General features: G+C 70.6%; 23 protein-coding genes and 2 pseudogenes. 11 read left to right on the top strand and 14 right to left on the bottom strand.

The features are described from left to right. Positions 1-27 precede the first annotated feature (27 nt). The 14 genes and pseudogenes from AB0J24_RS27515 to AB0J24_RS27450 form a co-directional block, all read right to left on the bottom strand. On the bottom strand, positions 28-318 hold the full coding sequence (locus tag AB0J24_RS27515; protein ID WP_358686706.1) for a hypothetical protein: 291 nt from the start codon (positions 316-318) through the stop codon (positions 28-30). Between the two features lie 445 nt (positions 319-763). Continuing rightward, positions 764-2,368, bottom strand: coding sequence for an AMP-binding protein (locus AB0J24_RS27510; protein WP_358686684.1), 1,605 nt, complete (start codon positions 2,366-2,368; stop codon positions 764-766). A 39-nt stretch (positions 2,369-2,407) separates the two neighbouring features. Then, positions 2,408-2,698 carry a hypothetical protein gene (locus AB0J24_RS27505; protein ID WP_358686705.1) on the bottom strand — a complete coding sequence of 97 codons (291 nt, stop codon included), beginning with the start codon at positions 2,696-2,698 and terminating at the stop codon, positions 2,408-2,410. Position 2,699: 1 nt separating this feature from the next. Next, positions 2,700-2,843, bottom strand: a pseudogene (locus AB0J24_RS27500) (hypothetical protein); the annotation flags it as partial. 33 nt (positions 2,844-2,876) lie between these two features. After that, positions 2,877-3,221, bottom strand: a complete 345-nt coding sequence (locus AB0J24_RS27495; protein WP_358686683.1) for a hypothetical protein — start codon at positions 3,219-3,221, stop codon at positions 2,877-2,879. Continuing rightward, on the bottom strand, positions 3,218-4,831 hold the full coding sequence (locus AB0J24_RS27490; RefSeq protein WP_358686682.1) for an AMP-binding protein: 1,614 nt from the start codon (positions 4,829-4,831) through the stop codon (positions 3,218-3,220). The genes AB0J24_RS27495 and AB0J24_RS27490 overlap by 4 nt, the downstream gene beginning before the upstream one ends. Further along, positions 4,828-5,031, bottom strand: coding sequence for a hypothetical protein (locus AB0J24_RS27485; RefSeq protein WP_358686681.1), 204 nt, complete (start codon positions 5,029-5,031; stop codon positions 4,828-4,830). Before AB0J24_RS27485 ends, AB0J24_RS27490 begins: the two co-directional genes overlap by 4 nt. Position 5,032: 1 nt before the next feature. After that, the gene (locus AB0J24_RS27480; RefSeq protein ID WP_358686680.1) at positions 5,033-6,889 is read right to left on the bottom strand and encodes a hydantoinase B/oxoprolinase family protein; all 1,857 of its coding nucleotides are present in this window, start codon (positions 6,887-6,889) and stop codon (positions 5,033-5,035) included. Beyond that, a complete protein-coding gene (locus AB0J24_RS27475) occupies positions 6,889-8,922 on the bottom strand; it encodes a hydantoinase/oxoprolinase family protein (protein WP_358686679.1) in 2,034 nt (677 codons plus the stop codon). Before AB0J24_RS27475 ends, AB0J24_RS27480 begins: the two co-directional genes overlap by 1 nt. Positions 8,923-9,172: 250 nt before the next feature. Continuing rightward, positions 9,173-9,763 carry a TetR/AcrR family transcriptional regulator gene (locus AB0J24_RS27470; protein ID WP_358686678.1) on the bottom strand — a complete coding sequence of 197 codons (591 nt, stop codon included), beginning with the start codon at positions 9,761-9,763 and terminating at the stop codon, positions 9,173-9,175. 63 nt (positions 9,764-9,826) lie between these two features. After that, positions 9,827-10,588 carry an SDR family NAD(P)-dependent oxidoreductase gene (locus AB0J24_RS27465; RefSeq protein WP_358686677.1) on the bottom strand — a complete coding sequence of 254 codons (762 nt, stop codon included), beginning with the start codon at positions 10,586-10,588 and terminating at the stop codon, positions 9,827-9,829. Positions 10,589-10,616: 28 nt separating this feature from the next. Then, positions 10,617-11,408, bottom strand: a complete 792-nt coding sequence (locus tag AB0J24_RS27460) for an enoyl-CoA hydratase/isomerase family protein (RefSeq protein ID WP_358686676.1) — start codon at positions 11,406-11,408, stop codon at positions 10,617-10,619. 43 nt (positions 11,409-11,451) lie between these two features. Continuing rightward, positions 11,452-12,342, bottom strand: coding sequence for an enoyl-CoA hydratase (locus tag AB0J24_RS27455; RefSeq protein ID WP_358686675.1), 891 nt, complete (start codon positions 12,340-12,342; stop codon positions 11,452-11,454). Between the two features lie 46 nt (positions 12,343-12,388). Then, a complete protein-coding gene (locus tag AB0J24_RS27450) occupies positions 12,389-13,594 on the bottom strand; it encodes a thiolase family protein (protein ID WP_358686674.1) in 1,206 nt (401 codons plus the stop codon). Positions 13,595-13,717: 123 nt separating this feature from the next. Between AB0J24_RS27450 and AB0J24_RS27445 the strand changes: the two genes are divergently transcribed. The 11 genes and pseudogenes from AB0J24_RS27445 to AB0J24_RS27395 all read left to right on the top strand — a co-directional run. Then, a complete protein-coding gene (locus tag AB0J24_RS27445) occupies positions 13,718-14,485 on the top strand; it encodes an ABC transporter permease (RefSeq protein ID WP_358686672.1) in 768 nt (255 codons plus the stop codon). Positions 14,486-14,535: 50 nt separating this feature from the next. Then, complete coding sequence (locus AB0J24_RS27440; protein WP_358686671.1) at positions 14,536-15,339, top strand: ABC transporter permease; 804 nt, start codon at positions 14,536-14,538, stop codon at positions 15,337-15,339. 3 nt (positions 15,340-15,342) lie between these two features. Next, entirely contained in the window at positions 15,343-16,527 is a 1,185-nt protein-coding gene (locus AB0J24_RS27435; protein ID WP_358686669.1) for an MCE family protein, read from the top strand. After that, entirely contained in the window at positions 16,524-17,555 is a 1,032-nt protein-coding gene (locus AB0J24_RS27430; RefSeq protein WP_358686668.1) for an MlaD family protein, read from the top strand. Before AB0J24_RS27435 ends, AB0J24_RS27430 begins: the two co-directional genes overlap by 4 nt. Continuing rightward, on the top strand, positions 17,552-18,565 hold the full coding sequence (locus tag AB0J24_RS27425; RefSeq protein WP_358686666.1) for an MCE family protein: 1,014 nt from the start codon (positions 17,552-17,554) through the stop codon (positions 18,563-18,565). Before AB0J24_RS27430 ends, AB0J24_RS27425 begins: the two co-directional genes overlap by 4 nt. Then, a complete protein-coding gene (locus tag AB0J24_RS27420; protein ID WP_358686664.1) occupies positions 18,565-19,788 on the top strand; it encodes an MlaD family protein in 1,224 nt (407 codons plus the stop codon). Before AB0J24_RS27425 ends, AB0J24_RS27420 begins: the two co-directional genes overlap by 1 nt. Further along, entirely contained in the window at positions 19,785-21,029 is a 1,245-nt protein-coding gene (locus AB0J24_RS27415) for an MCE family protein (protein WP_358686663.1), read from the top strand. The genes AB0J24_RS27420 and AB0J24_RS27415 overlap by 4 nt, the downstream gene beginning before the upstream one ends. Further along, positions 21,026-22,435: an MlaD family protein gene (locus AB0J24_RS27410; RefSeq protein ID WP_358686662.1), complete on the top strand. Its 1,410-nt coding sequence runs from the start codon at positions 21,026-21,028 to the stop codon at positions 22,433-22,435. Before AB0J24_RS27415 ends, AB0J24_RS27410 begins: the two co-directional genes overlap by 4 nt. Further along, positions 22,432-22,980, top strand: coding sequence for a hypothetical protein (locus AB0J24_RS27405; RefSeq protein WP_358686660.1), 549 nt, complete (start codon positions 22,432-22,434; stop codon positions 22,978-22,980). The genes AB0J24_RS27410 and AB0J24_RS27405 overlap by 4 nt, the downstream gene beginning before the upstream one ends. Before the next feature lie 26 nt (positions 22,981-23,006). Beyond that, the gene (locus AB0J24_RS27400) at positions 23,007-23,603 is read left to right on the top strand and encodes a hypothetical protein (protein WP_358686658.1); all 597 of its coding nucleotides are present in this window, start codon (positions 23,007-23,009) and stop codon (positions 23,601-23,603) included. A gap of 11 nt (positions 23,604-23,614) precedes the next feature. After that, a pseudogene (locus AB0J24_RS27395) lies at positions 23,615-23,743 on the top strand (ABC transporter ATP-binding protein); the annotation flags it as partial. Positions 23,744-23,850: the final 107 nt, after the last annotated feature.

Genomic DNA, 23,850 nt, shown 5'->3' with positions numbered 1-23,850 from the left:
CGGCCCGCCCGATCCACTCCAGGGTGTTCAGGGCGTTCTGGGTGGGTTCGGGATCGAGGATTTCTCCGGGCGCCAGGAGGAGAACGTCTTGCCGGTGGGGAAGTTCGCGTTCTTGCGGTGCAGGCGTCGGGTTGCTGCGTCGCGTCCGACGACCTCTTCATGCAGCAGCACCTTGAGCAGTTCGGCGGGGTCCCAGCGCTGCGCCCGCGCGGTCGCGAGGACGTCCGGGGCGGCTTTGCGCAGGTAGGGCAGCCGCATCCGGCGCAGGATCCGGTCGAGCTCGTCCGGCAACGCCGGCGCGGTGGGGGCGTTCAGCACCGACCTCCCCGCCGGTCGTCGTGCTGGCCGTGTTGGTCGTGTTGGCCGAAGCGGTGCCAGCCCGAGGTGCCGGGTTGGGGGAGTGGGTCTCGTCGGGCAGCACCACGTCACGGGCCGGACCGGCAGCGGAGAGGGGGTCGCGGGTGCTGTCCAGGTCGGGTTCGGCGAACCGGCCGGCCATCGCGGCCAGCCCCAGGGCTTGGTCGACCGGGTCGGTGCCCAGGGCGGCGGCGAGCTCGACGGCGTGGCCCATCTTGCGTCGCACCCGCGACGTTCCGGCCGCGCGCATCTACGCCTCGGGTGTCGACCCGAACACGCCGAGGGCCTGGGCTCCGGGCCGGATGCGGTGGTATACGCGACGTGCCCACGGCGTGCGGTCCGGGGCCGGTCCCCGCGAGCTCGACGATCCGGGTCCCGGCCAGCGGGCCACGGTGTACCGGCACTTCTACCCGTCCTGCCGGAGCAGGAAGCGCTGGATCTTGCCACTCGGGGTCTTCGGCAACGCATCTGTGAAGTGCACGGCGCGGGGGTAGGCGTGCCGGGCGTACCGGTCCTTGACCAGCTGCTGGATCTCGCTCACCAGCTCCGGCGTGCCCTCGGCACCTGCGGTGAGTACGACGTGCGCTTCGAGCACCTCTCCGCGCAGCTCGTCGGGACGGCCCACGACGGCCGCCTCGGCCACCTTCTCGTGTGCCAGCAGCACGCTCTCCACCTCGAACGGGCCGATGCGGTATCCGGCCATGATGATCACGTCGTCGTCGCGGGCCGAGAAGCGGAAATACCCGTCCTGGTCCAGCGTCGCGGTGTCCCCGGTCAGGTACCAGCGTCCGTCCTTGCTGAAGCGCGATGTCCCGGAGGCGCGGGCATAACCGCGGAACGTGGCCAGCGGACTGTTCGGCACGTCGACGGCGACCTGGCCGATCGTGCCGTGCGGTGCGGGCGTGGTCGCGTCGTCGGCGAGCACCGCAACGTTCCAGCCGGGAAAGGGCCGGCCCATCGAGCCCGGCCGGACCGGCTCGCGCAGCGTGTCGGCCCAGGCGTTGCCGATCATCATGCCCTGTTCGGTCTGGCCGTAGTGGTCGCGGACGGCGACGCCGAGCACCGACTCCGACCAGGCCACCACGTCGGGAGTGAGCGGCTCGCCCGCCGAGGACACGCACCGCAGCGCCAGTCCGGACGGCACCTCCCCGGCGCCCTGCAGGCTGCGGTAGACCGTCGGGGCGGCGGCGAAGTTGGTGACCCGGAACCGGTCCAGGATCTGCCAGGTGAGCGCCGGGCCGAACGGCGCGTGCAGGAGAAGGCTGCGCCGCCCGGCGGCCAGCGGGCCGAGGACGGCGTAGTAGAGGCCATAGGCCCAGCCAGGGTCCGCGGCGTTCCAGTAGACGTCGTCCGCGCGGACGTCGAGACCGAACTCGAGATAGCCCTGCACCCCGGCTAGTGCACGGATCGGGACCTGCACGGCCTTGGGCGCCCCCGTGGTGCCGGAGGTGAACAGCTCGATCAGCACCCCGTCCGGGCCGAGCGCGGCGGGTGCGTCCGCGGCGTCGCCGTGGCGGGCCAGCAGGTCGTGGAAGTCGTCGTGGCCGGTGCTACCCGGCCGCTGGCCGACGACGACGAGATGTGGCCCCGCGCCGCCGACGAGGCCGTCGAGCTTGTCGCACTGGCCGGCGTCGGCGACGACGACCTTCGCCCCGCTGGCACCGACTCGTAGTTCGATGGCCGGTGGGGCGAAGGCTGTGAACAGCGGGACGTGGATCGCACCGCGCCGCCAGATCCCCAGCAGGGTCACCACGAGCTCGGCGGACTTACCCATCAGGACCGCAACCGCATCTCCCGGCCCGACTCCGAGGTCGTCGAGCGCCGCGGCGAACTTCGTCGACTCCGCGCGGAGCTCGCCGTAGGTCAGGTCACGCGAGCTCAGATCAGGCTCGATGACCGTGAACGCGACCGCGTCCGCGGGGTGGCCATCGCAGAGCAGGGCAGCGGCCGACGAGCCGGCACGGGCGTAGCACCGGACCAGTTCGTCGACACGGGTACGAGGGTCGGTCATCGGTGATCGGGCCTCCAGATGGGGTTCGGACTCGGTTGCTCACGTCTCAGCAGCCGGTGGCGTGGGACGGGCCGCGGACGCGCGGATCACGGCCGCCCCGCCGGGGTCGACGATCCGGTCGTGGAGCACCCGGTTGTGGGTGTGGGCGAGATGATGCAGCCCGAACGCGGCCTCGACCGACGCGCGCTGGCCCTGCAGGTCCAGCCCCTGGTTGAGGGCCCGCTCGGCCAGCCGGATCCCGAACCGGGGCCGCCGGGCAATCCTGGCCGCCAGCTCGGAGCGCGGCCTGCTCCAGCTCGGCGGCAGGTACGACCTGGTTGACCATGCCAATCGCCTGCGCCTCGCGGGCGGTGATCGGGTCACCGGTGAACAGGAACTGCGTGGCCCGTCGCGCACCGAGCTCCCAGAGGTGGGTGAAGTACTCGGCACCGGAGACACGCCCTAGCTGTGCTGTCCGGGCAAGCGGGTCGCTCATGGGATTGCGTGTCCAGTAACGGTCGGGCGGGTGCTACTCCGCTCCCATGTGGCCAGCCGGTGGCCGGGAGCCGTCATACGTGGCGGCCATGCTCTGCAACAGCCGGTAGCCGATGGTCGTGCGGTCCACCGACATCACCCGTTCGCACGCGATCAGGCCCGGCAGCACCCGTACGCACTCGTCGATCGTCTCCTGGTCGGGCGCGTCGAACAGCATGTAGTACTCGCTGGTCTCGATGTTGCCGCACCCGCCCAGCCACACGACAGGACCGCGCGGCGGATCCTCCATCGATCCGGCGACCACGCCGGCCATCGGCAGGACGTGGTCCCGCATGACCTCGCTGCCCTCCGGCAGGCGCTGCCTGACTAGGAACCTCATCGGCACTCCGGGAAGTCGTGGGCGTCGCCGACGCCCTCCTGCTTCAACCTAAACTTCTGGACCTTTCCGGTCTCGGTCATCGGGAGGGCGTCGACCAGCCGCACGTACCGGGGCACCGCGAAGCGCGGCAGCTCGGCCCGGCAGGTGTCGACGATCCGTTCGGGAGTGAGACCGGAGTCGGGCTTCACCACCACCGCCACGGCGATCTCCTCCTCGCCGTGCTCGGATGGCACCGGATACGCCGCCACCTCGACCACGCCGGGGGCGCGCTGGACCGCCTCCTCGACCGTCTGAGCTGCGACGTTCTCCCCGCGCCTGCGGATCATGTCCTTGATCCGGTCGACGTACCAGAGGTAGCCGTCCTCGTCGAGGTAACCGGCGTCGCCGGTGTGCAGGCCGAAGTTGCGCATGACCTCGAGCGAGGTCTCGGGCTGGTTCCAGTAGCCGCTGAACACTGACCACGGTTCGTCGGAGGAGACCACGATCTCACCGGTCTCCCCGGCGGGCAGCGGCCGGTCCTCCTTGTCGACGATCCGCACCCGGTACGGCGGGTACGCCCGGCCGCAGGCCTCCGCCGGACCGTCCAGGTTGAACACCGAGATGTTGCCCTCGGTGCTCGCGTAGCCCTGGAAGACCTCGATCCCGAACCGCTCGCGCATCGCGATGCCCACGGAGTCCGGGCGGGGGGCGAGGATCCCACGGGTGATCGAGTGGTCACGATCACCTGGTGTGGGCTCCTGGGCGAGCAGGAAGTGGCCGATCGAGACGACGCCGTGCATGGCGGTGGCACCGAACGCGCGGGCCTGGTCGAAGAAGGCGGCGCCGCTGAACCGGCGGACCAGCCCGCACCGGGCGCCGGCAAGGATGCAGGCGCCGGCGTTCATGTAGCGACCCCCGCCGTGGAACAGCGGTAGGATGCTGATCATCGTGTCGTTCCCGGTGAGCCGCAGGGCAGCGGCAGTCCGCTCGGCGATCCGGTAGCTGTGCAGGTTCGGCAGTAGCGCGCCCTTGGGTAGACCGGTCGTCCCCGACGTATACATGATCGAGGAAGGTGTGCTGAGCCGGACCTCGTCGACCGTCGGGAAGTCGCGCCCGCCGCCGGCGAGCATCTCGTCCACGCTCGGCAAGCGGCCGGTGATCTGGTCGGTCGCGCCCTCAGGGGCGATCTCGACGATTCCGTCCGCGGGGCCGTCCGGGAGTGCCGCCACGAGTTGCTCGCGGAACCCCGGAGCGACGATCGAGAGCCGTGGGTCGGCGTCGGCCAGGACGTGCCGCATGCTCGCTCCGACCAGGGCTGGGTTGATCGGGACCTCGATCGCCCCGAGCTTGGAGAGCGCGACGCCCAGGTAGAGCACCCGCATGTCGTTCGCAACCAGCGTCGCGACTCGGTCACCGGGCCGAACACCCATCTCGCGCAGGCCAACTGCGATCGCACCCGCCCGCTGGTCGAGCTGCCCGTATCCGAGTGTCGCGCCGTCGTCCTGGACTAGGCAGATGCGATCCGGGGCCGTAGCTGCCCACCGCTCGACCACCTTGCTGAACACCCGCTCGTCCGGTTCGAGGTCGATCGGTGGTTCGAAGGTGAGGTCGGCGGGCGGCGTCCAGCTCACGACGTCCCCTGCGGGGGTGCGACGACGCGCTCACTGGAGGCCACGGCCAGGCACGACCGGCACTTGACCACCCGGAGCCAGCCCCGGTAGTCCACGAGCCGGTACCGGGCGAGCGTCGCGGCCCCGCACTCGCCGCACGTACCGCCCACCGGATCCACCGGTTCGGCGATCGTCATCTCGGTCGGTTGGGGAAACAGCACGTCACACTCCCTTGTCGATCGCGCCGCCGCGGGCGGCCTGCTCGCTGCTGTAGATGCCGTCCCGGAGGTCCCGACGGACGTCCGCTGAGTCCCGCTCCGCCGGGTCGCCATGGCCGCCCCCGCCCGCGGTCTGGAACACCACCACATCACCGGTGCCGAACTGGACACCGGCGCGCTTGCTCAGCATGAACCGGGCACCCTCGGTGTCCGGTCTCACCGGCCGGCCTGTCTGGGGATCGGCGAACCCGGCGACCACCTCTCCGGGACCGAGGTCGCGCCCGGCGCTCCAGTCGTCGAGCGCCTTGCGGTGAACCGTGATCGACGCACGGCTACCCGGGAGGCCGCCGAAGACGCCCTTGGTCGGGAACCGGCACTGATCCAGCTGAAAGATCGACTCGACATCCGTGCGCGGCACGAGCAATGCCCGGGTGGCCGGCCCGCCGCGGTGGCGGCCCGCCCCCGCGGTGTCCGCCACGAACTCCTTGGAAAGCATCAGCACCGGGTAGGAGATCTCATCCAGCTCGAGCGAGGGCTCCACACAGTTCCCGCCCTCGACCAGCGTGAACGAACAGCCATCCCCGCGAGCGGAACCACCGTAGGGTCCGGAGTAGACCCGCATCGCGACGAACGGCGCCGGCGCCGGGCCCCGGGTGTCCATCCCGGCGAAGCCGAGCACACCGACGTCGTCGTAGTTCTCCCCGACCGCGAGGGACTCGGCGGCCTGCGACACCGCCAGCTTGACCAGGTTCAGCGCTTTCGTGAACAGCATCGTGTGGCCGGCGTTGGTGGACATCGGCGGCAGCGCGTGTAGGCAGCTGCCCGGCGGCACGACGACGTGGATCGGCCGGAAGCCGCCCGCGTTCGGGCTGATCCCGATGGACTCCAGGATCGCGCCCACCCCGAGATGCGCCGCCGAGACCGTGTCCGACCACTGTGAGGCGTAGCCGAACCACTCCTCGCGACAGCTTCCCGAGTAGTCGACCTCGATCCGGTCGGTGTGCTTGCGCACCGTGCAGCGCAACAGCATGGGATTGCCGTCGGCGTCGTTGTCGAGGTGGTCCTCGGCCTCGTAGACACCGTCGGGGATCTCCATCAGGGCACGCCGGACCGCCCGCTCGGAGTAGTCCAACGTGTATTGGCTCGCCGCGATGTAGGTCTCGGCGCCGTAGCGTTCGATGTACCGCTCGGCCATGTCGACGCCGAGCTGCAGAGCGGACCGGATCACCTGCAGGTCGTTCAGCGAGAGATCCGGGATCCGGGTCTGCTCGGTGAACAGCTCCATCGTCTCCTGGACGAGCTCGCCACCCCGGTAGAGCAGCCGCGGGGAGAGCTTGATCCCCTCCGCGTACATGTCGCGCTGCAGTCCGGCGCCCAGCCCACCGGGCACCGGGCCACCGATGTCTAGCCAGTGGGTGATGCTGACCGCGAAGCCCATCAGCCGGTCCCCGTGGAAGATCGGCATGAGCGCGCCGACGTCGTTGACGTGGCTGCCGCCCTGGTACGGGTCGTTGTAGATCAGGACGTCGCCGGGCCGGAAGCGGTCGGCTCCCCACCGTTCGATCGCCATCCGCGCGTAGAACTGGTTGATCACGTAGTGGGCCGGCGCGGAGGTCGCCATCGCGACCGCGTCGAAGTCCAGGTCGCGGTCCGGGGCGTGCGGTGCGAGCAGGCCGATCCCGAAGTCGTTGGTCTCGTTGAGCAGCGGGCTCAGCGCCGCGGTGTTGATCTTCAGCTGCATCTGCAGGGCGACGAACCGCAGGGCGTGCCGGAGCACCTCGGCGGTCGTCAGGTCCAGCCCGTACCGCTGGTCGACCTCCTCGGCATAGGGCACGGAACGGTCGGTTGCGGTCGTGCTCATCAGACGCTCCCCTCCAGGTCCACCACGATGTCGCCTCGATCGTCCACCCGGGCCACGTCACCCGCGACCAGGACGCAGGTGGAGCTCGGTGCCTCCAGCACGGCCGGACCGCGAACGATCTGGCCGGGGGCCAGCTCCGTGGACCGGTAGATCTCGACCGGGATCCGATGTCCGCCCAGCACGACCTCGCGCAGGCCGACCGGATGTGCCACCGGCCGCTGCGGCAGCGGCGCCGGCCGGGGTGCCGGGGTGTCGGCGGCGAGGACCCGCACCCGCAGGCTGGCGATCTGGATCGGTGCGGGCAACGCGTAACCGAACTGACGGGTATGCGTTGCGCCGAACTCCTCGTTCAGATGTGCGACCGGGTCAGTGTGGGTCGGGTCGACCCTGGTCGGCAGCTCCCAGCGCTGACCCATGTACATCGCGTCGACGATGAACTCGACGTCGACCTCGTCGGCGGTCCTGCCGAACCGCTCGACCGCAGTCAGCGCCGTCTCGCGCAGCGTCTCGAACGCGGCGACGACGGTGTCCGGGGTGCCGACGCTCATCATCGGCACGACCTCCTCGTGCACGTGCGAACCCTCGAGGAGACCGAAGGCGGAGAACACCCCGGCCAGCGCCGGGATCACCACCTTCGGCATCTGCAGCACCCTGGCCACCTGCGTGGCGGCGAGCGGGCCGGCGGCCCCGTAGGCGAGCAGGCCGAACTCCCGTGGGTCCACCCCGCGGTACACGGTGAGGTGCCGGATCGCCTCGGCCATGCTGTTCACCGCGACCTCCATCGCGGTGGTTGCGACCTCCCCGGCCCGGGCGCCGAGCCGCTCGCCGAGATCGGCGAAGACGCGTTCGGCGGCGCCGAGGTCCGGCTGGATCTCCCCGCCGAGCGCGGTGTCCGGGTTGAGCCAGCCCAGCAGCAGCGCGGCATCGGTCACCGTCGGCGCCGTGCCACCACGCCCGTAGCAGGCAGGCCCGGGGTCGCTGCGCGCGCTCTGCGGACCGACGTGCAGTCCACCGGCCGGATCGACGGAGATGATGCTGCCGCCGCCGGCCCCGATGCTGTGGATCTCCAGCACGGGCATGCTGACCACTATGTCGTGCTCGAGCTCCAGTTCGCGCGCGGTCGCCGCCCGCCCGTCCGCCACGACTGCGACGTCGGTGCTGGTACCGCCCATGTCCAGGCCGACAAGGTTGGGCAGGTCGAGCAGGCGCGCGTACGACTGGACACCCATCACTCCGCCGACCGGACCGCTGTTCAACGTCGTGACCGGCCGGTCGGCGGTGGTCTCCGGGGTGTGCAGGCCGCCGCTGTTGGTCATGAACATCAGCGGTGCACCGTGCCCGCCGTCGGCCAGGCGCTTCTCCACGGAGCGGGTGTAGGAGGCCATCAACGGCTGGGCGTAGGCGTTGAGGACGCAGGTGGAGAGCCGGTTGTACTCCCGGGGAAACGGGGCGATGTCCGAGGAGATGCTCACCGCGACGTCCGGGAACCGTTCGCGGACCAGCTCCGCGGCCCGCTGCTCGTGCGCCGGGTACTTGTAGGCGTGCAGGAAGCAGATGGCGATGCTGAGGCATCCCTGCTCCCGGAGCCACGCCACCTCCTCCAGCAGGACGGACTCGTCGAGCGGGACCAGAACCTCGCCCTCGGCGGTCACCCGCTCAGCGACCGTCCGGCGCAGGTGCCTCGGGATGAGCGGGCGCAGCTCGTGCGGACGTCGCCAGCGGGGGTCGTCGATGGCGTCCTGGGAACGCCATCCCCGGCCCATGTCCAGCAGGTCACGGAACCCCTGGGTGGTGACCAGGCCGACCGTCGCGCCGCGCCGGGTCAGGATGGCGTTCAGGGCGACGGTGGTGCCGTGCACGATCCGGTCGATCTCGGCGGGCCCCAACTCGGCCTTCTCGATCGCGTTGAGCAGGCCGCGGGCCAGATCGTCGTACGTGGTCAGTGACTTGGTGACGACGTGTACCCGGTCGTCGTCGGCCACGACGAGGTCGGTGAAGGTCCCGCCGGTGTCGATCCCGATTCGCATGGTCATTCGGCCTCCTCGTGCTCGTGCGGGAACTGGACGACGCGGCGGTCACCGGCAGACCAGGGTCGGATCGCGGCGGACGTGTCGTCTCGGCACCGGACAGCTCGGTTCATCGTGATCGCTCCTTCGTTGGACGACCCTGGTGGATCAGCGGATCCAAACTTTACTGACCAGGAGGTAAAGTATCGCGCCTGCACGGATCGGTCAACGTTCGCGATCGTCGTGCGAAGTCCTGCACCGGTGGTCCGACTGCCGGTCAGTCCGCCGGTGGCAGCACGTAACCACTGAGGAGGCCGAACACGTGCTCGGCCAGGTCCTCCGGGCTCAACCTGCCGTTGGGCCGGTACCAGTGGGAGACCGACAGCAGCATCCCGTTGATCAGGTTCACCGCGACTCCCACGTCCAGGTCGGCACGTACGACCCCCGCCCGGACGCAGTCCTCGAGCAGGTCGGCGGCAGCCCGGTTGACGTCCCGGGCCCACGACCGGTAGTTGCGCCGGGCCTGTTCGGAGAGCTGGTGCTGGTCGGCTGTCAGGACCGCGTAGTAGGTCTGGTAGCGGATGGCCGACCTGACGTGCAGGAGCACGTAGTCGTTCAGCTTCGAGCGTTCGTCCCGATCGCTGCGGACGATCTCCTCGATGCCGTGCCGGAGCGGATAGATGATCTGCTCCACGATCGTCTCCAGCAGCCACCGCTTCGAGGTCACGTACTGGTAGACGGTCGGTTTGCTGACACCCGCCTCGGCCGCGATGTCGGTGATCGTCGTCTCGACGAAGCCCTTGCGCTCGAAGGCTCGGGCTGCCGCGTCGATGAGTTCCTGCACGCTGGTCGCACGCTGCCGTGCCACGGCGCCGTCACCTCTCTCCCGGTCGTTCGCGTGTGCCGACACCCCGTGCCGACCGGAGGCCGGTCAGCGGGGGGGCATCCGGATGGCGGCGTCGAGCCGGACGCACTCCGCGTTGAGATACGGATTCTCCACCATCTGCCGGACGAGCAACGCGAACTCCTCCGGCCTGCCCAGCCGGGCTGGCTCGATCATCGCGGCCTCCAGGGCCAGCCGGGTTGACTCGGGCAACCCGGCCGCCATCGGCGTCTCGAACAGTCCGGGCGCGACGGTGTTCACCCGGACGCCGGTACCGGCCAGATCACGTGCCACCGGCATGGCGAGCGCGATCACGCCCGCCTTGCTGGCGCTGTACGCGGCCTGCCCGCTCTGCCCCTCGAACGCGGCGCCGGAGGCGGTGTTGACGATCACACCGCGTTCGCCGTCGATCGGCTCGTTGCCCACCATGACCGCGGCCGCGGTCCGCATGACGTTGAAGGTACCGAACAGGTTGATCGCGACCACCCGCTCGAAGTCCGCCTGCCGAGCGGACCTGCCGCGGGAGACTATGCGTGCCCCGGACACGACCCCGGCGGTGGTCACCGCGATGTGCAGCGCGCCGAACGCGTCGAGGACTTCGTCGACGGCGTGCCCGACGGCGTCCGCATCAGTCACGTCGACCTGTATGCCGAACCCCTCCGGCAGGGAGTTCGCCACCTCCCGGGCCGCGGCCGGGTCGGCGTCCAGGACACCGACCCGTGCCCCCGCGGAGGCGAGGTCCATACAGGTCGCCCGGCCCAGACCGGATCCGCCGCCGGCGACCAGCGCGACCTTGCCCTCGATCTTCACGTGTGACTCCTCTCTCCTCCGCAGCCGGTCACCGGCCGGTGAAGCGGGGTTCCCGGCCCTGCGCGAAGGCGGCAAGGCCCTCGGCGAAGTCGGCGCTCGAGGCGTACGCCTCGCAGGCGGCCATCTCCTGCGCGGCCGCCCGGTCCGGCGAGGTCCCGGCTCCGGTGTCGACCAGTCGCTTCATCCCGGCGATCCCGGTGGAACTGTGTCGCCCGATGCGCTCGGTGAGCGCATCGACCGCCCGCTCCAGCTCCCCGGCCGGGACGACCTCGGTCACCAGACCGGCCTCGCGCATCCGCTCGGCGTCCCACCGCTGCGCGGTGAACAACAGCTGCTTGGCCCGGTTCGCCCCGATGAGTCGCGGCAACCGGGTGGTACCACCGGCCGCCGGGAACATGCCGTAGCGGGCGTGTCCGTCGGCGAAGGTGGCGTCCTCGGTGGCCACGACGAGGTCACAGGCCAGCACCAGCTCCAGGCCACCGGCGATCACACCGCCCTGCACCGCGGCGATCACCGGCCGAGGGCTCTCGACGAGGGCGTCGAACACCTCGGCGGCCCGGTGCAGGAACCGGGGCAGGTCGTTCTCCCCGTGCAGGGCACGCGCCATCGCGAGGTCCGCCCCGGCGCAGAACGACGGTCCTCGGGCCGCGATGACCACCGACCGCACCGCCGGGTCCCTCTCGGCCCGGTCGAGGCCGGCGGTGAGCTCGTCGAGCAGCTCCAGCGTCAACGCGTTGTGGACGTCCGGCCGGTCGAGCGTGAGCCATGCCGCGCTGCCCCGGACGGTGCACTGGACGACATGGGTTGTGGATGTGGGCACTCGGCCCCCCGTTCTCGAAGTGGTGTGCGGTCGACGCGGTCGCTCAGCCGTCCCGGTGACGCGAGGCACCGGGTGGGCGGACCCGCCCGCTGCGGCCGTCGGCGCGCACCAGCGCCGGCCCGGCCGGATCGATCAGCCCACCGTGCTGTTCCCGGTGGTGGGAATGGGCGAGCTGGTGCAGGTCGAAGGTGGATTCCACGGTGGACCGCAGGCCCTGTCGGTCCAGGGCGCGGTTGACCGCGCGCTTGGCGAGGCGCACCCCGAATGCCGGACGGCTCGCGATCCGCTCGGCGAGCGCCATCGTCTCCGCCTCGAGATCGGCCCGCGGGACGACCCGGTTGACCATCCCCAGAGCCTGCGCGTCGAAGGCGTCGATCGCTTCACCCGTGAACAGCATCTCCTTGGCCCGGCGCGCACCCAGCTCCCACGGATGCACGAAGTACTCGGCCACCGCCGACCCGAACGCGCTGCTCGGGTCCAGGAACACAGCGTCGTCACCGGCGACGATGAGGTCACAGGGCCAGATGAGCTCCAGCCCGCCGCCGACCACCTTGCCGTGCACCTGGGCGATCAACGGCCGAGGCAGGTCCCGCCAGCGCAGGCAGAGCCCGAGGAACAGCTCCTCCTCGACCGCGTACCACCCCTCGGCTCCCGAGGCGTCGAAGCCGCCGGTCAGCGTGCGGGGGCAGACACCACCCATCGAGTAGGCACTGTCGACGTCCAGGTCGTGCCCCGAGGAGAAGTCCGGGCCGTCGGCGCTCAGCACGATGACCTTGACCTCGGGGTCCAACACCGCCTTCTGGTAGGCGGCGTCGATCTCGTGCAGCATCGCCCGGTCCTGCGCGTTCCGCTTCTCGGGACGCGCGAGGACCACCCGGGCCACACCCGGGGCAGGTCGCTCGTACCGGACCCTCATCCAGCCGTCGGTGCTCATCACAGCTCCTGTCGTCGTCGACGTCCCACCCACCGAGACGCCGGTATCAGCTCGCGAGGATCGTGACCGAGGCGACCGCGGCATCCGGGCCCAGATACCCACCGGCGTTCTCCGCGAGCCCGATCCGGGCACCCGGCACCTGCCGGGCACCGGCTCGGCCGCGCAGTTGGTCCGCGAGCTCGGCCACCTGGGCCAGACCAGTGGCGCCCAGCGGGTGCCCGCGGGACAGCAACCCACCGCTCGGGTTGACCGGCAGCCGCCCGCCGAGCGAGGTCTCCCCCGCGCGGAGCAGCGCCGGGGCCTCACCCGCCGCGCAGAGCCCGAGCTCCTCCAGCCCGATCAGCTCGGCGGGAGCCGCCGCGTCGTGACACTCGACCACGTCGACGTCACCGGGACCGACCCCGGCCTGCTCGTAGACGCGGGCCGCCACCGCGGGGACCAGCTCGCCGTAGTCACCGGCCCGGCCTGCTCCGATACCGACCGCGAGCAGCCGCACCGGATCGGCTCCACTGCGGCGGGCCGCCTCCGGGGTCGTGACGACGACCGCCGCCGCCCCGTCGCTCATCGGTGCGCACATCGGCAACGTGAGCGGGTCGCTGATCCGCCGGGCGGCCAGCACCTCAGGAACCGCGAGCTCGGCGCCGTACTGCGCACGCGGGTTGGCCAGCCCGTGCCGGGCGTTCTTCACCACCACCCGGGCGAAGTCCTCAGGGGTCGCATCGGTGCGGTCCAGGTACCAGCGGGCGAACCGTGCGTAGATGTCCATGAACACCGACCCGTCGCCGCCGGTACCGAGCTCACGACGGATCTCCTCCAGGCGTTCCTGGTCGAGGGCCGAGGTGAGCGCGGCCAGCGCGCGCGACCGGTCCGCGATGGCGAGCTTCTCGGCGCCGATCGCGACCGCGACGTCGACCTGCCCGGACGCGACCGACAGCCAGGCCTGGTGCAGCGCCGTCGAACCGGACGCGCAGGCGTTCTCCACGTTGACCAGCGGGATCCCGGCCAGTCCTGGCCCGCGCACGGCGTGCTGCCCGCGCACCGACTCCTGCCCCTGCAGCAGGCCGGACAGGACGTTGCCGAAGTAGACGATCCCGACGTCGGCGGCGGAGGTGCCCGCGTCGGCGAGTGCTTCGTTCGTCGCCTCGCTGACGAGCGAGGCGATCGAGCGGTCCGGCATCCGGCCGAACGTGGTCATCCCGACTCCACCGACCACGACGTCACGCATGCCCACCACCCTGCTTCCCTGGTCCATGCACGAATCTTAACTTACTAGATAGGTCAGTTTTCTACCAGCACCTCAGCTCTGCAAGTACCACCGTAACCTCTGGGTCGAGCCTTCGTTGAGTTTATTGACTAGTCAGACAAGGAGGTCGCGATGTCGGCAGAGGTCCCCCCGGTCCTGAGGCCGCTAGTGCCCCTGGGTGGGTTCTTCGCGATGGCACTGGACGCCGTGCAGGCCGCACTCCGGCGCCCCTTCCAGTGGCGCGAGGCGGTGTCGCAGGCGTGGTTCGTCGTGCGGGTCTCACTCGTGCCGACCGTGCTGGTGATGCTCGGGTTCATGCTGCTCGTGATCTTCCAGGTCAACCTGCTGCTCACCGACCTCGGCGCCCTCGACCTGTCGGGTGGTATCGCCGGTATCGCCGCGGTCCAGCAGATCGGGCCGTTCGTCACCGTGGTCGTGATCGCCGGGGCGGGCGGTACCGCGATCTGCGCGGATCTCGGCGCCCGTACGGTCCGCGAGGAGATCGCGGCAATGGAGGTCCTCGGGATCGACCCAGTCCAGCGGCTCGTCGTCCCCCGCGTGCTGGCGATGGTCGTCGTCGGCCAGGTCCTCAACGTGATCATCTGCGCTGGCGGGCTGGTCGGCGGTTACCTCTTCTCGGTCTATCTACAGGGCGCGACACCGGGCGCGTTCCTGGACAGTATCCCGCTGTTCACCGGGATCCCCGAACTGATCGTCAGCCAGATCAAGGCCCTAGTCTTCAGTGTCATCGCCGCTCTCATCGCCTGCTATCGAGGGCTGACCGTCTCCGGAGGTTCCAAGGACGTCGGCGACGCCGTCAACCAGGCCGTGGTCATCACGATCACGGTCCTGGTCCCGGTCAGCCTCACCATCACGCTCGTCCAGTTCGCGGTTCTGTAGGGGGCCTGATGTCGCAACGCGGTGCCGCGCGCACAGTACGAGAGGTCGTCATGGCCCCGGTGCGAACCATCGACGTGCTGGGCCGCCAGGGCCTGTTCTACGGCCGGGTGCTCGGCCTGGTCCCGGCCACGGTCCGCCGGTACCGAAGGGAGATCATCCGGCTGGTCGCGGAGCTGGGGATGGGTGTCGGAGCGCTCGCGCTGATCGGCGGCTCCGCCGCGATCGTCGGTTCGATCACCTTCTTCGCCGGCGCGGTCGCCGCGGCCCAGGGGTTCGAGTCGTCCAACAGCATCGGCGTCGGTTCGCTGAGCCCGCTGCTGGCGGCCTACTTCACCGCCCGGCTCTCGACGCCGCTGCTGGCCGGTGTGGCACTGGCCGTGACCATCGGCGCGGCGACCACGTCCCAGATCGGTGCGATGCGGATCTCCGAGGAGATCGACGCACTCGAGGTGATGTCGGTGCCACCGATGCGCTACCTCGTGACGACCCGGGTCGTCGCCGGGCTGGTGGTGATCACTCCGCTCTACATCTTCGCGTCGCTGGCGGGCTTCCTCGCCGACTACTTGATCCTGGTGTTCTTCTACGACACCGGGGCCGGGAACTTCAGCCACTACTTCTTCCTGTACCTGACGCCGCTCGACATCGTGTTCGCCTACGTCCAGGTGGTCGCGATGGTCGTGGTGGTGATGCTGGTGCACACCTACTACGGCTTCCACGCCTCCGGTGGGCCCGCCGGGGTGGGTGAATGCGTCGGCCGTTCGGTGCGGACGTCGATGTCCGCGGTGATGCTGGTCAACCTGCTTGTGGCGATGGCCCTGTACGCCAACTTCGACACCTTCAACCTGGCGGGCTGAACCGTGACCGAACCGAGCCCGTTCAAGGTCCGTCTCGTCGGCGTCGTCTTCCTCGTGGCACTCGGGATGTTGTTCGCGCTCGCCTGGGCGCTCTACACCCAGAGCTTCCGCAGCACCGTCACGGTCAGCCTCCAGGCCGGCCGCACCGGCCTCGTCATGGACACAGGCAACAACGTGCGGTTGCGGGGGGTCGAGGTCGGCCGGGTCACCGCGATCGAACCGACCCCGCAGGGCGCGGTACTGACCCTCGGCCTGAACCCCGACCAGATCGGTCACATACCGGCCGACGTCACCGCCGAGATCGTCCCGACGACCGCGTTCGGCACCAAGTACGTCAGCCTCGTCGAGCCACCCGATCCGGGCCCGGACCGGATCGCCGAGGGTGCGGTCCTGCACAACTCGGCGGTGACCGTCGAGCTGAACGACGTCTTCGCGAACCTGTCCCGGCTGCTCGACTCGATCGATCCGGCGAAGGTGAACGCCACCCTCGGCGAGCTGGCGCGTGCGCTGGACGGGCGCGGTGACTCGATCGCGGCACTGGCCGCCGTCACGGACCGGTACCTCGCCGATCTGAGCCCGAAACTGCCGGTGCTCCAGCGCGACCTCGATGCCCTGGCCGACGTGTCCCAGCTCTACGCCGACGTCGCCCCTGACCTGCTGCGGGTCCTCGACAACCTCACCGTCACCGGGCGCACCGTGGTCGACCAGGCCGCCCAGCTCGACGCGTTCCTGGCTGGTGTCACCATGCTCGCCCGGACCGGTGACGACGTGCTCCGCGAGAACCACGACCGCCTGGTCACCGCGCTCGACGTGCTGCGACCGACCACGGATCTCCTGCAGGAGTACGAGCCCGGTCTCACCTGCTTCATCACCGGGCTGGACCGGACCCGCCAGGCACTCGAGCCGGGGATCGGCGGGGCGTCGCCGGAGATCCGGTTGAACTCCACGATCACGCTCGGCCAGCCGCCGTACGAGAACCCGCAGAACCTGCCGAAGATCGGCGCGGCCAACCCACCCGCCTGCCACGGCCTGCCCTTCGTGGACGAGACCGAGCGACCGACACCGCAGATCCGGACCGACACCGGACTCGACCCGCACACCGGAGAGGTCCAGCCGGGCCGTCCTCCGGCCGCCGAGCTCCTGTTCGGACCGCTGCTGACCACCGATCCCTCCGGAGGTGACTCGTGAGAGTCCGCGCCGACGCCGTCAAGGTGATCGTCTTCCTCGTGGTGGGTGCGCTGGTGGGCGGACTGCTGTGGCTGACCCTCGGCCGGTACACCCTCGGGACGACCTCCACCACCTACACGGCGGACTTCACCGATGTCAGCGGGCTGCGCGCCGGAGATCTGGTGCGGGTCGCCGGAGTACGGGTGGGTCAGGTCGACGAGCTGTCGATGACCGCGGAGAACCTGGTACGGGTCCGCATCGACGTCGATGTCGACCAGCCGCTGCTGCGCACCAGCACGCTGCACGTCCGCTACGAGAACCTGGTCGGTGACCGCTTCGTCGAGCTCAGCGACGTGCCCGGCGCCTCGGCCCCGCAGGACGCGAACGCCGTGATCGGGCCCGATCGCACTGTTCCGGCGCTCGATCTCGACGTCCTGCTCAACGGGTTCAAGCCGCTGTTCCAGGGGCTGCGACCGGAGCAGGTCAACGCGCTCGCCGAGGACATCGTCGGCACCCTGCAGGGCCGGGCCGGAACCGTCGGGTCGCTGCTCGAGCACACCGCCTCGCTGACCGGGACACTCGCCGGCCGCGACGAGGTGATCGGACGGGTGGTCGGCAACCTCAACGCCGTGCTCGGCACGGTCGACGCCCGCGACCGCGAGTTCTCGACCACGATCGACCGGCTCCAGCGGCTGGTGTCCGGCCTGGCAGACGAGCGGAGCACCATCGGGTCGGCGATCACCGAGGTCGACGGGCTGGCCGGCGACCTGAACGGGTTGCTGGCCGAGGCCAGACCCCCGCTCCGGGGCACGATCGAGCAACTCGGACGCACCGCGACGGTGCTCGACGAGAACCAGGACTCGCTCAACGCGGTACTCGCCCAGATCCCCGCGGCCTACCAGAGCCTGACCCGGGTCGGGTCGTACGGATCGTTCTTCAACTTCTACCTGTGCAGCATCCAGGTGAAGGTGACCGGACCGGACGGCAGACCGATCGACTCACCGACCATCGGGTCGAACCAGAACACGCCGAGGTGCCGGCTGCCATGATCCGTTTTCGCGAACTGAACCCGGTGTCGATCGGCGCAGCCGGACTGGCGCTGGTCGTCGTGGTCCTGGGCCTCGCGCTGAACACCGAACGGATCCTCGCCCTGACCGGGGCCGGGCACAGCGCGCTGTTCGCCGAGGCCGGTGGTCTCAAGACCGGGGACCCGGTGCAGGTCGGCGGCTTCGACATCGGCCACGTCACCGCCGTCGAGCTCGACGGTCCTGACGTCCGGGTCGACTTCCGGGTGACCGACGACGACGCACAGCTCGGGGCGGAGACCAGGGCGTCGGTCGGGGTGGCGACGATCCTCGGGCAGAAGTACCTGAAGCTCGCCCCGGCCGGCGGCGGGGAGCTGGGCGACGATCCGATCCCGCGGTCCCGGACCTCGGCGCCCTACGACCTCCCCGCGGCGCTGGAGACCCTGACCGAGACGTCCGAAGCGATCGACACCCCGCGGCTCGCCGAGGCGCTCGACACGATCTCCGAAACCCTGCACGGCCGGGCACCCGAGCTGCGGGCCGCGGTGGACGGCGTCAACCGGCTGTCCCACACCGTGGCCTCCCGCGACCAGGACCTGCGGGACCTGTTGACGAACGCCAAGGGCGTCAGCGCAGTGCTCGCCGAACGGTCGGGGCAGCTGCGCTTGCTGCTCGGCGACGGGAACCTGCTCCTCGGTGAGCTCGAGTCGCGCCGGCAGGCGATCGAGGACCTGCTCCGCAACGCCTCGGCGCTGTCCCGGGAGCTCCAGGGCCTGGTCCGCGACAACGAGCAACAGATCGGCCCCGCCCTCGACCGGCTGAACTCGGTGATCACCGTGCTGGAGGACAACCGGGACAACATCGAGCAGATCCTGGAGGGCGCCGGGATCTACGCGACCGGGCTCGGTGAGGCCGTGTCGAACGGCCCGTTCTTCAACTCCTACGTCCAGAACCTCGTGCCGGGCAACCTCATCCCGCTGGCGGACCACCTGCCGCGGCTCGCTCCGCCCGTCGCACCGTCCGGAGGCAACTGATGACCAGACGCTCCACCGCGCTGCTGGCGGCCGGCGTCGCCGCGCTGCTGGTGATCGGGCTGAGCACCGCGCTGTCGGCCACCGGCCAGCGGACGGCGACCGCGTTCTTCGAGAACAGCACCGGGCTCTACGAGGGCGACGAGGTCCGCATCCTCGGGGTGCCGGTCGGCGTGGTCGACCGGATCACCCCGGATGGCCCCGCGATCCGGGTAGAGTTTAGCTACGACGCCGACCAGCCGGTCCCGGCCGACGCGAAGGCCGCGATCGTGGCACCGTCGCTGGTCACCAGCCGCTACCTCCAACTCGCCCCGCGGTACACCGGAGGCCCGGTACTGCCGGACGACGCGGAGATCCCGATCGAACGCACAGCGGTCCCGGTCGAGTGGGACGAGATCAAACAGCAGCTCAGCAGGCTGTCCACTGAGCTGGGGCCGCAGGCTGGGGACCCGCAAGGGTCGCTCGCCCGTGCCCTCGACGTCGGCGCCGAGACCCTCGGCGGTCAGGGGGCGGCGATCAACGAGACGATCACCCAGCTGTCCCGGGCGATGACGACCCTCGCCGGCGGGAGCGACGACCTGTTCGGGACCGTGCGCAACCTGCAGGTGTTCACCGAGGCGCTGTCGACGAGCGACCGGCAGATCGTCGAGTTCGGGCAACGGCTGGCGTCCGTGTCGGGTGTGCTGGCCGAGAACGAGCAGCAGCTGGGCCGGGCGGTCGTCGACCTGCGGGACACCTTCGAGGTCGTGCACGGTTTCGTCGAGGAGCACCGCGAGCGGCTCGGGACGTCCGTGCACGAGCTGGACGACCTCGCCGGGCTCCTGGTCGATAACCAGGATCGGCTCGCGAAGGTGCTGCATGCCGCACCGACCCCGCTGGTGAACCTCTACAACGCCTACCAGCCAGGCACCGCCTCGGTGCACGGACAGGTGGCCGTCGGTAACTTCGCCAACCCGGCCCAGTTCGTCTGCTCGGGGATCGCCGCGGCCGGTGCGCTCCCACCGGACGATGCGGCCCGCGTGTGCGCGGAGCAGCTCGGACCGCTGCTGAACGTGCTCACGATGAACTATCCGCCGGTCTCGGTGAACCCGCTGACCCGTCAGGGGACCGATCCGGGGCCCGGGACACCGACCCAGGCACCGGACGGGCGGTCCGCCATCCTGCCACCGCTCACCGGCCCGGGTGGGCTGACCGAGCAGGTCGCTCCCGGAGAGGGGAACCCATGATCCGGCCACTCGGACGTCGCACGCGGATCTCGGCGACCGTGCTCGTCGTCTCCGTGCTGACGGGCCTGACGGGTTGCCGGTTCGACGGAGTCGGGAGCCTGCCCCTGCCGGGCGCGGTCGGCACCGGGCCCGGCTCGTTCCGCGTCGAGGTGGAGCTGCCCGACGCCGGGACGCTGAAGCCCAACGCGCAGGTCAAGATCGGGGACGTACCGGTCGGCACGGTCACCGCGCTGAGCGTCCGGAACTGGCACGCCGTGGCCACGGTCAGCCTGCGCGACGACGTGGAGCTCCCTGCCAACGCGGTCGCCGCGGTCGGCCAGAACTCGCTGCTCGGGGCGACCCATCTGGAGATGGCCGCCCCTCCGGAGCGGTCCACGACCGAGCTGCTCGAAGAGGGCGGCCTGGTCCCGCTCGAGCGGACCCGCGCGTATCCGACGACCGAACAGGTCCTGGCCGCGACCTCGACTGTGCTCAACGGGAGCGGGCTCAACCAGATGGAGACCACGACGAGGGAGCTGCAGCGGGCACTCGGCGGACACGACGGTGCGGTCGGACGCCTGCTGCCCCGGCTTGACGAGTTCGTCGGCGGGCTCGACGCCCAGCGTGACGACATCGTGCGTGCCCTCGACGGTCTGGATCGACTGTCCGGGACGCTGGCCGAGCAGAACCAGGTGCTCGCCGGCGCGCTCGACCAGCTCCCTCCGGCACTCGAGGTGCTCGAACGGGAGCGGACCGACCTCACGAACGCGCTGGCGCGCCTGCGCGACCTCGGGGTCACCGGGCGGGCGGTGGTCTCGGACACCCGCCAGGACCTCGTCGGCAACCTGCGCAATCTCGAACCGGTACTCCGGTCGCTCGCCGATGCGGACCGGTCCCTGGTGGACGTGCTGGGCCTGGCGCTCACCTTCCCGTTCCCCGCGGCAACCGCGCCCAACGCCTGCCGTGGTGACTACTGCAACCTCAACCTCACGCTCGACCTGCGGCTCGAGAAGCTCGATACCGGGCTGCTCTCGGGGACCCCGGTGGCGGGACTGCCGAGCGTCACCGGTGAGCTGCTCGGCGGGGTCGCCGACGGTGCAGCCGGGGACGCGGCCGACCCGCTGCGCGAGGTCCTGCCGGGCACACAGCCCGGGGACCCGGCCCCGGAGCCCGCGCCAGCGGCCCCGGCATCACCGGAACCGGCCCCGGATCCGGAGCGCGACGGTGGGTTCCTCGGCGGGCTCCTCGGAGGTGGCTCGTGATCCTCACGCGGTTCATCCGCATCCAGCTCACCGTCCTGGTGATCACTGCCCTGGTCGGCGCCGTGGTGCTCGGGTCGGTCTACCTGCGGGTCCCGGCGCTGCTGGGGTTCGGCAAGTACCAGGTCACCGCGGAGTTCACCGACGCCGCCCGACTCTACGAGCGGGCGGAGGTGACCTATCGAGGGCGGTCGATCGGTCAGGTCACCGAGGTCGCCCTCGGCGAAGGGCGCGGGGTGCGGGTCGACATGCAGCTCGACTCCGGCATCGACATCCCGGCGACCGTGCGGGCCGAGGCCCGCAGCATGTCCGCGGTCGGCGAGCAGTACGTGGACCTGACAGCGGGCCCGGCCGACGGCAGCCGTCTCGAACCGGGAGCGGTCATCCCGATGGACCGCACGACCGTGCCGCTGCAGATCGGTCCGGTTCTCGACCAGGTGAACTCCCTGGTCGAGGCGCTCCCCGAGGAGGACCTGCGAACGGTCGTCGACGAGACGTATGACGCCTTCCAGGGCACCGGGCAGCCGTTGCTGGAGATCATCGACAGTGGCCGGACGCTGGTCGACGCCGCAGCCCGCGACTTCGAGCCGACGGCCCGGTTGCTCGACCAGCTGGGCCCGCTGCTCGACACCCAGACGGAGATCGATCCGGAGCTGCGCTCGCTCAGCCGGGACCTGGCGGTGGTCACCGACCGGCTGCGCGCCTCCGACGGCGACATCCGCGGCCTGCTCGCGGCGACACCGCCGTACACCGAGGAGGTCGTCGGTCTGCTCACCGACATTCGGCCGACCGTGCCGGTCCTGCTCGGCAACCTCACCAGCGTCGGTGAGGTCCTCGAGGTCTACAACCCGAACCTGCGCCAGCTCCTCGTCGTCTACCCGCTGGTGGCCTCACTCGGCCAGTCCGCGTCGCTGGTCAACGGGGACGAGGCCAGGCTGAACGTCGATCTGGACCTGGCGGTGAACGCCCCACCGCACTGCGTGGAGGGGTTCGTTCCGGCCGAACAGTGGCGCGATCCCGCGGACACCTCGCCCGCGGAACCCATCGACGCGTACTGCCGGTTGCCCGCGGACGACCCGACCGGCGTTCGCGGCGCGCGCAACACCCCCTGCGCGGAGTTCCCCGGCCGGCGGGCCGCGTCGCCGGACGACTGCCGGGGCGGTGGTTCGCCGGTCGACGCACCCGGCAACCCCCCGTTCCCGCCGGGATCACCGGCCGGGGACCTGCTCGGCGGCGATGCGCACGGCGACGACCCGGAGCAGGTCACCGCGGTCCCCTACGACCTGGTCACCGGCCGGGTGGTCGGACCGGACGGGACCCCGTTCTACCTCGCCGACGTGTCGAACCCGCACACCTCGATGAAGGGAAGGACATGGCAGAGCCTGCTGCTGTGGACGATCGACCGGTGACCGAGGTCCCGGACGGCACCGAACACTCCGGGCCGCTGGCGGCCAACCCACCGCACGGAGCCGGTCGGCGGCACCGCCGTGCGGCCCTGGCCCTCACCCTCGTCCTGGGGATCGCGCTGGCGGCAGCCGTCGCCGGTGGGATCACGGCGGTCGGGTCGTCGGCCGCTGACCGGGACGGGAACGAAGCCGTGGCCGCGGCCCGGCAGGTCGCGCTCGATCTCACCTCGGTGAAGGCGGCCACCGCCGAGGCAGACCTGCAACGGCTTCTCGCGAACTCGACCGGTGAGTTCCACGACGAGTTCGTCGAGCGGCGGCAGGCATTCGTGGGCATCGTGCGACGGGCCCGGGTCGACAGTACCGGGGAGGTCGTCGCCGCGGGCCTCGACTTCGAACGGGACGGCACCGCGCACGTCCTCGTCGCCGTGCACTCCACGGTGCGCAACTCGGCCGCGGAGCAGGGCGAGCCCCGAGACTACCGCCTCGGGATCTCGCTGAAGCACGTCGACGGCCGCTGGCTGGCGTCGAAGGTGGACTTCGTCGCGTGACGGAACGGAACGGAGAATCGGTGGACATGACCGATACCGCACAGCAGGAAGCCGCCGATGTGGGCGGTCGGACGGTGGCCGCACGGATCCGTGGGGCAGCGACCGCACCGCTTCGGCTGGTCCGGCGCCGGTTCGAGCACCGGCCCCGGCAGGTCCTGGCCGGGCTCACGGTCGCCGTGACTGTCTGCGCCGTGATCGCGGGCGGACTCTGGACGCTCGCGTTCGTCGACGCCGCGAGCCGGGCAGACCGTACCGACGCGGTGGATGCGGCCGAGCGGATCACGGCGGCGCTGCTCAGCTACGACCCGCAGAGCGTGCACGGCGTCGTAGAGCGGGTGGGTGGCGAGCTGACCCCGGAGTTCCGGGCGGACTACGGAGTGCTGCTCTCCGAGGTCGTCGCCCCGGCCACCGCAGAGCAGCAGGTGACCACCGAGGCACAGGTCGTCGAGTCGGCGTTCGTGCCGGAGGAGAGCCGGGACGACCGGGTCGTCGCGCTGCTGTTCGTCAACCAGACGACGCGTGCTGGCGAGGACGGTGCGCCACGAGTGGCTGGGAGCCGGGTCGAGGTGACGATGAACAACGTCGGGTCCCGCTGGCTCGTCGCCAGCATCACGCCGGTCTGAGGAGACCGAGGATGACAGGGGTCGAGGTGAAGGTCGAGGGGCTGACGAAGTCCTTCGGGGAGGCCAACATCTGGTCGGACGTGACGCTGACGCTGCCTCCAGGTGAGGTGTCGGTGCTGCTGGGGCCGTCGGGGACTGGAGTGACACCCGTCAGCCGGACACCTCGTTCTGTGTCGTGAGCTGCTGCTCGTAGGTCGCGGGGCTGAGGTTGCCCAGCCGGGAGTGACGGCGCAACGGGTTGTAGAAC

Origin of the sequence: Pseudonocardia sp. NPDC049635, from assembly GCF_040659795.1 — a bacterium.
Lineage (GTDB): Bacteria > Actinomycetota > Actinomycetes > Mycobacteriales > Pseudonocardiaceae > Pseudonocardia.
The sequence above is the reverse complement of the archived record's forward strand: the minus strand, read 5'-3'. Positions and strand labels throughout refer to the sequence as shown.

Bases quoted from the DNA above. Each gene is read 5' to 3' on its own strand.
- AB0J24_RS27480 (WP_358686680.1), bottom strand. From the start codon at position 6,889: ATGAGCACGACCGCAACCGACCGTTCCGTGCCCTATGCCGAGGAGGTC.
- AB0J24_RS27475 (WP_358686679.1), bottom strand. From the start codon at position 8,922: ATGACCATGCGAATCGGGATCGACACCGGCGGGACCTTCACCGACCTC.
- AB0J24_RS27495 (WP_358686683.1), bottom strand. From the start codon at position 3,221: ATGAGGTTCCTAGTCAGGCAGCGCCTGCCGGAGGGCAGCGAGGTCATG.
- AB0J24_RS27445 (WP_358686672.1), top strand. From the start codon at position 13,718: ATGTCGGCAGAGGTCCCCCCGGTCCTGAGGCCGCTAGTGCCCCTGGGT.
- AB0J24_RS27440 (WP_358686671.1), top strand. From the start codon at position 14,536: ATGGCCCCGGTGCGAACCATCGACGTGCTGGGCCGCCAGGGCCTGTTC.
- AB0J24_RS27400 (WP_358686658.1), top strand. From the start codon at position 23,007: ATGACCGATACCGCACAGCAGGAAGCCGCCGATGTGGGCGGTCGGACG.
- AB0J24_RS27425 (WP_358686666.1), top strand. From the start codon at position 17,552: ATGATCCGTTTTCGCGAACTGAACCCGGTGTCGATCGGCGCAGCCGGA.
- AB0J24_RS27415 (WP_358686663.1), top strand. From the start codon at position 19,785: ATGATCCGGCCACTCGGACGTCGCACGCGGATCTCGGCGACCGTGCTC.
- AB0J24_RS27510 (WP_358686684.1), bottom strand. From the start codon at position 2,368: ATGACCGACCCTCGTACCCGTGTCGACGAACTGGTCCGGTGCTACGCC.
- AB0J24_RS27455 (WP_358686675.1), bottom strand. From the start codon at position 12,342: ATGAGCACCGACGGCTGGATGAGGGTCCGGTACGAGCGACCTGCCCCG.
- AB0J24_RS27450 (WP_358686674.1), bottom strand. From the start codon at position 13,594: ATGGACCAGGGAAGCAGGGTGGTGGGCATGCGTGACGTCGTGGTCGGT.
- AB0J24_RS27420 (WP_358686664.1), top strand. From the start codon at position 18,565: ATGACCAGACGCTCCACCGCGCTGCTGGCGGCCGGCGTCGCCGCGCTG.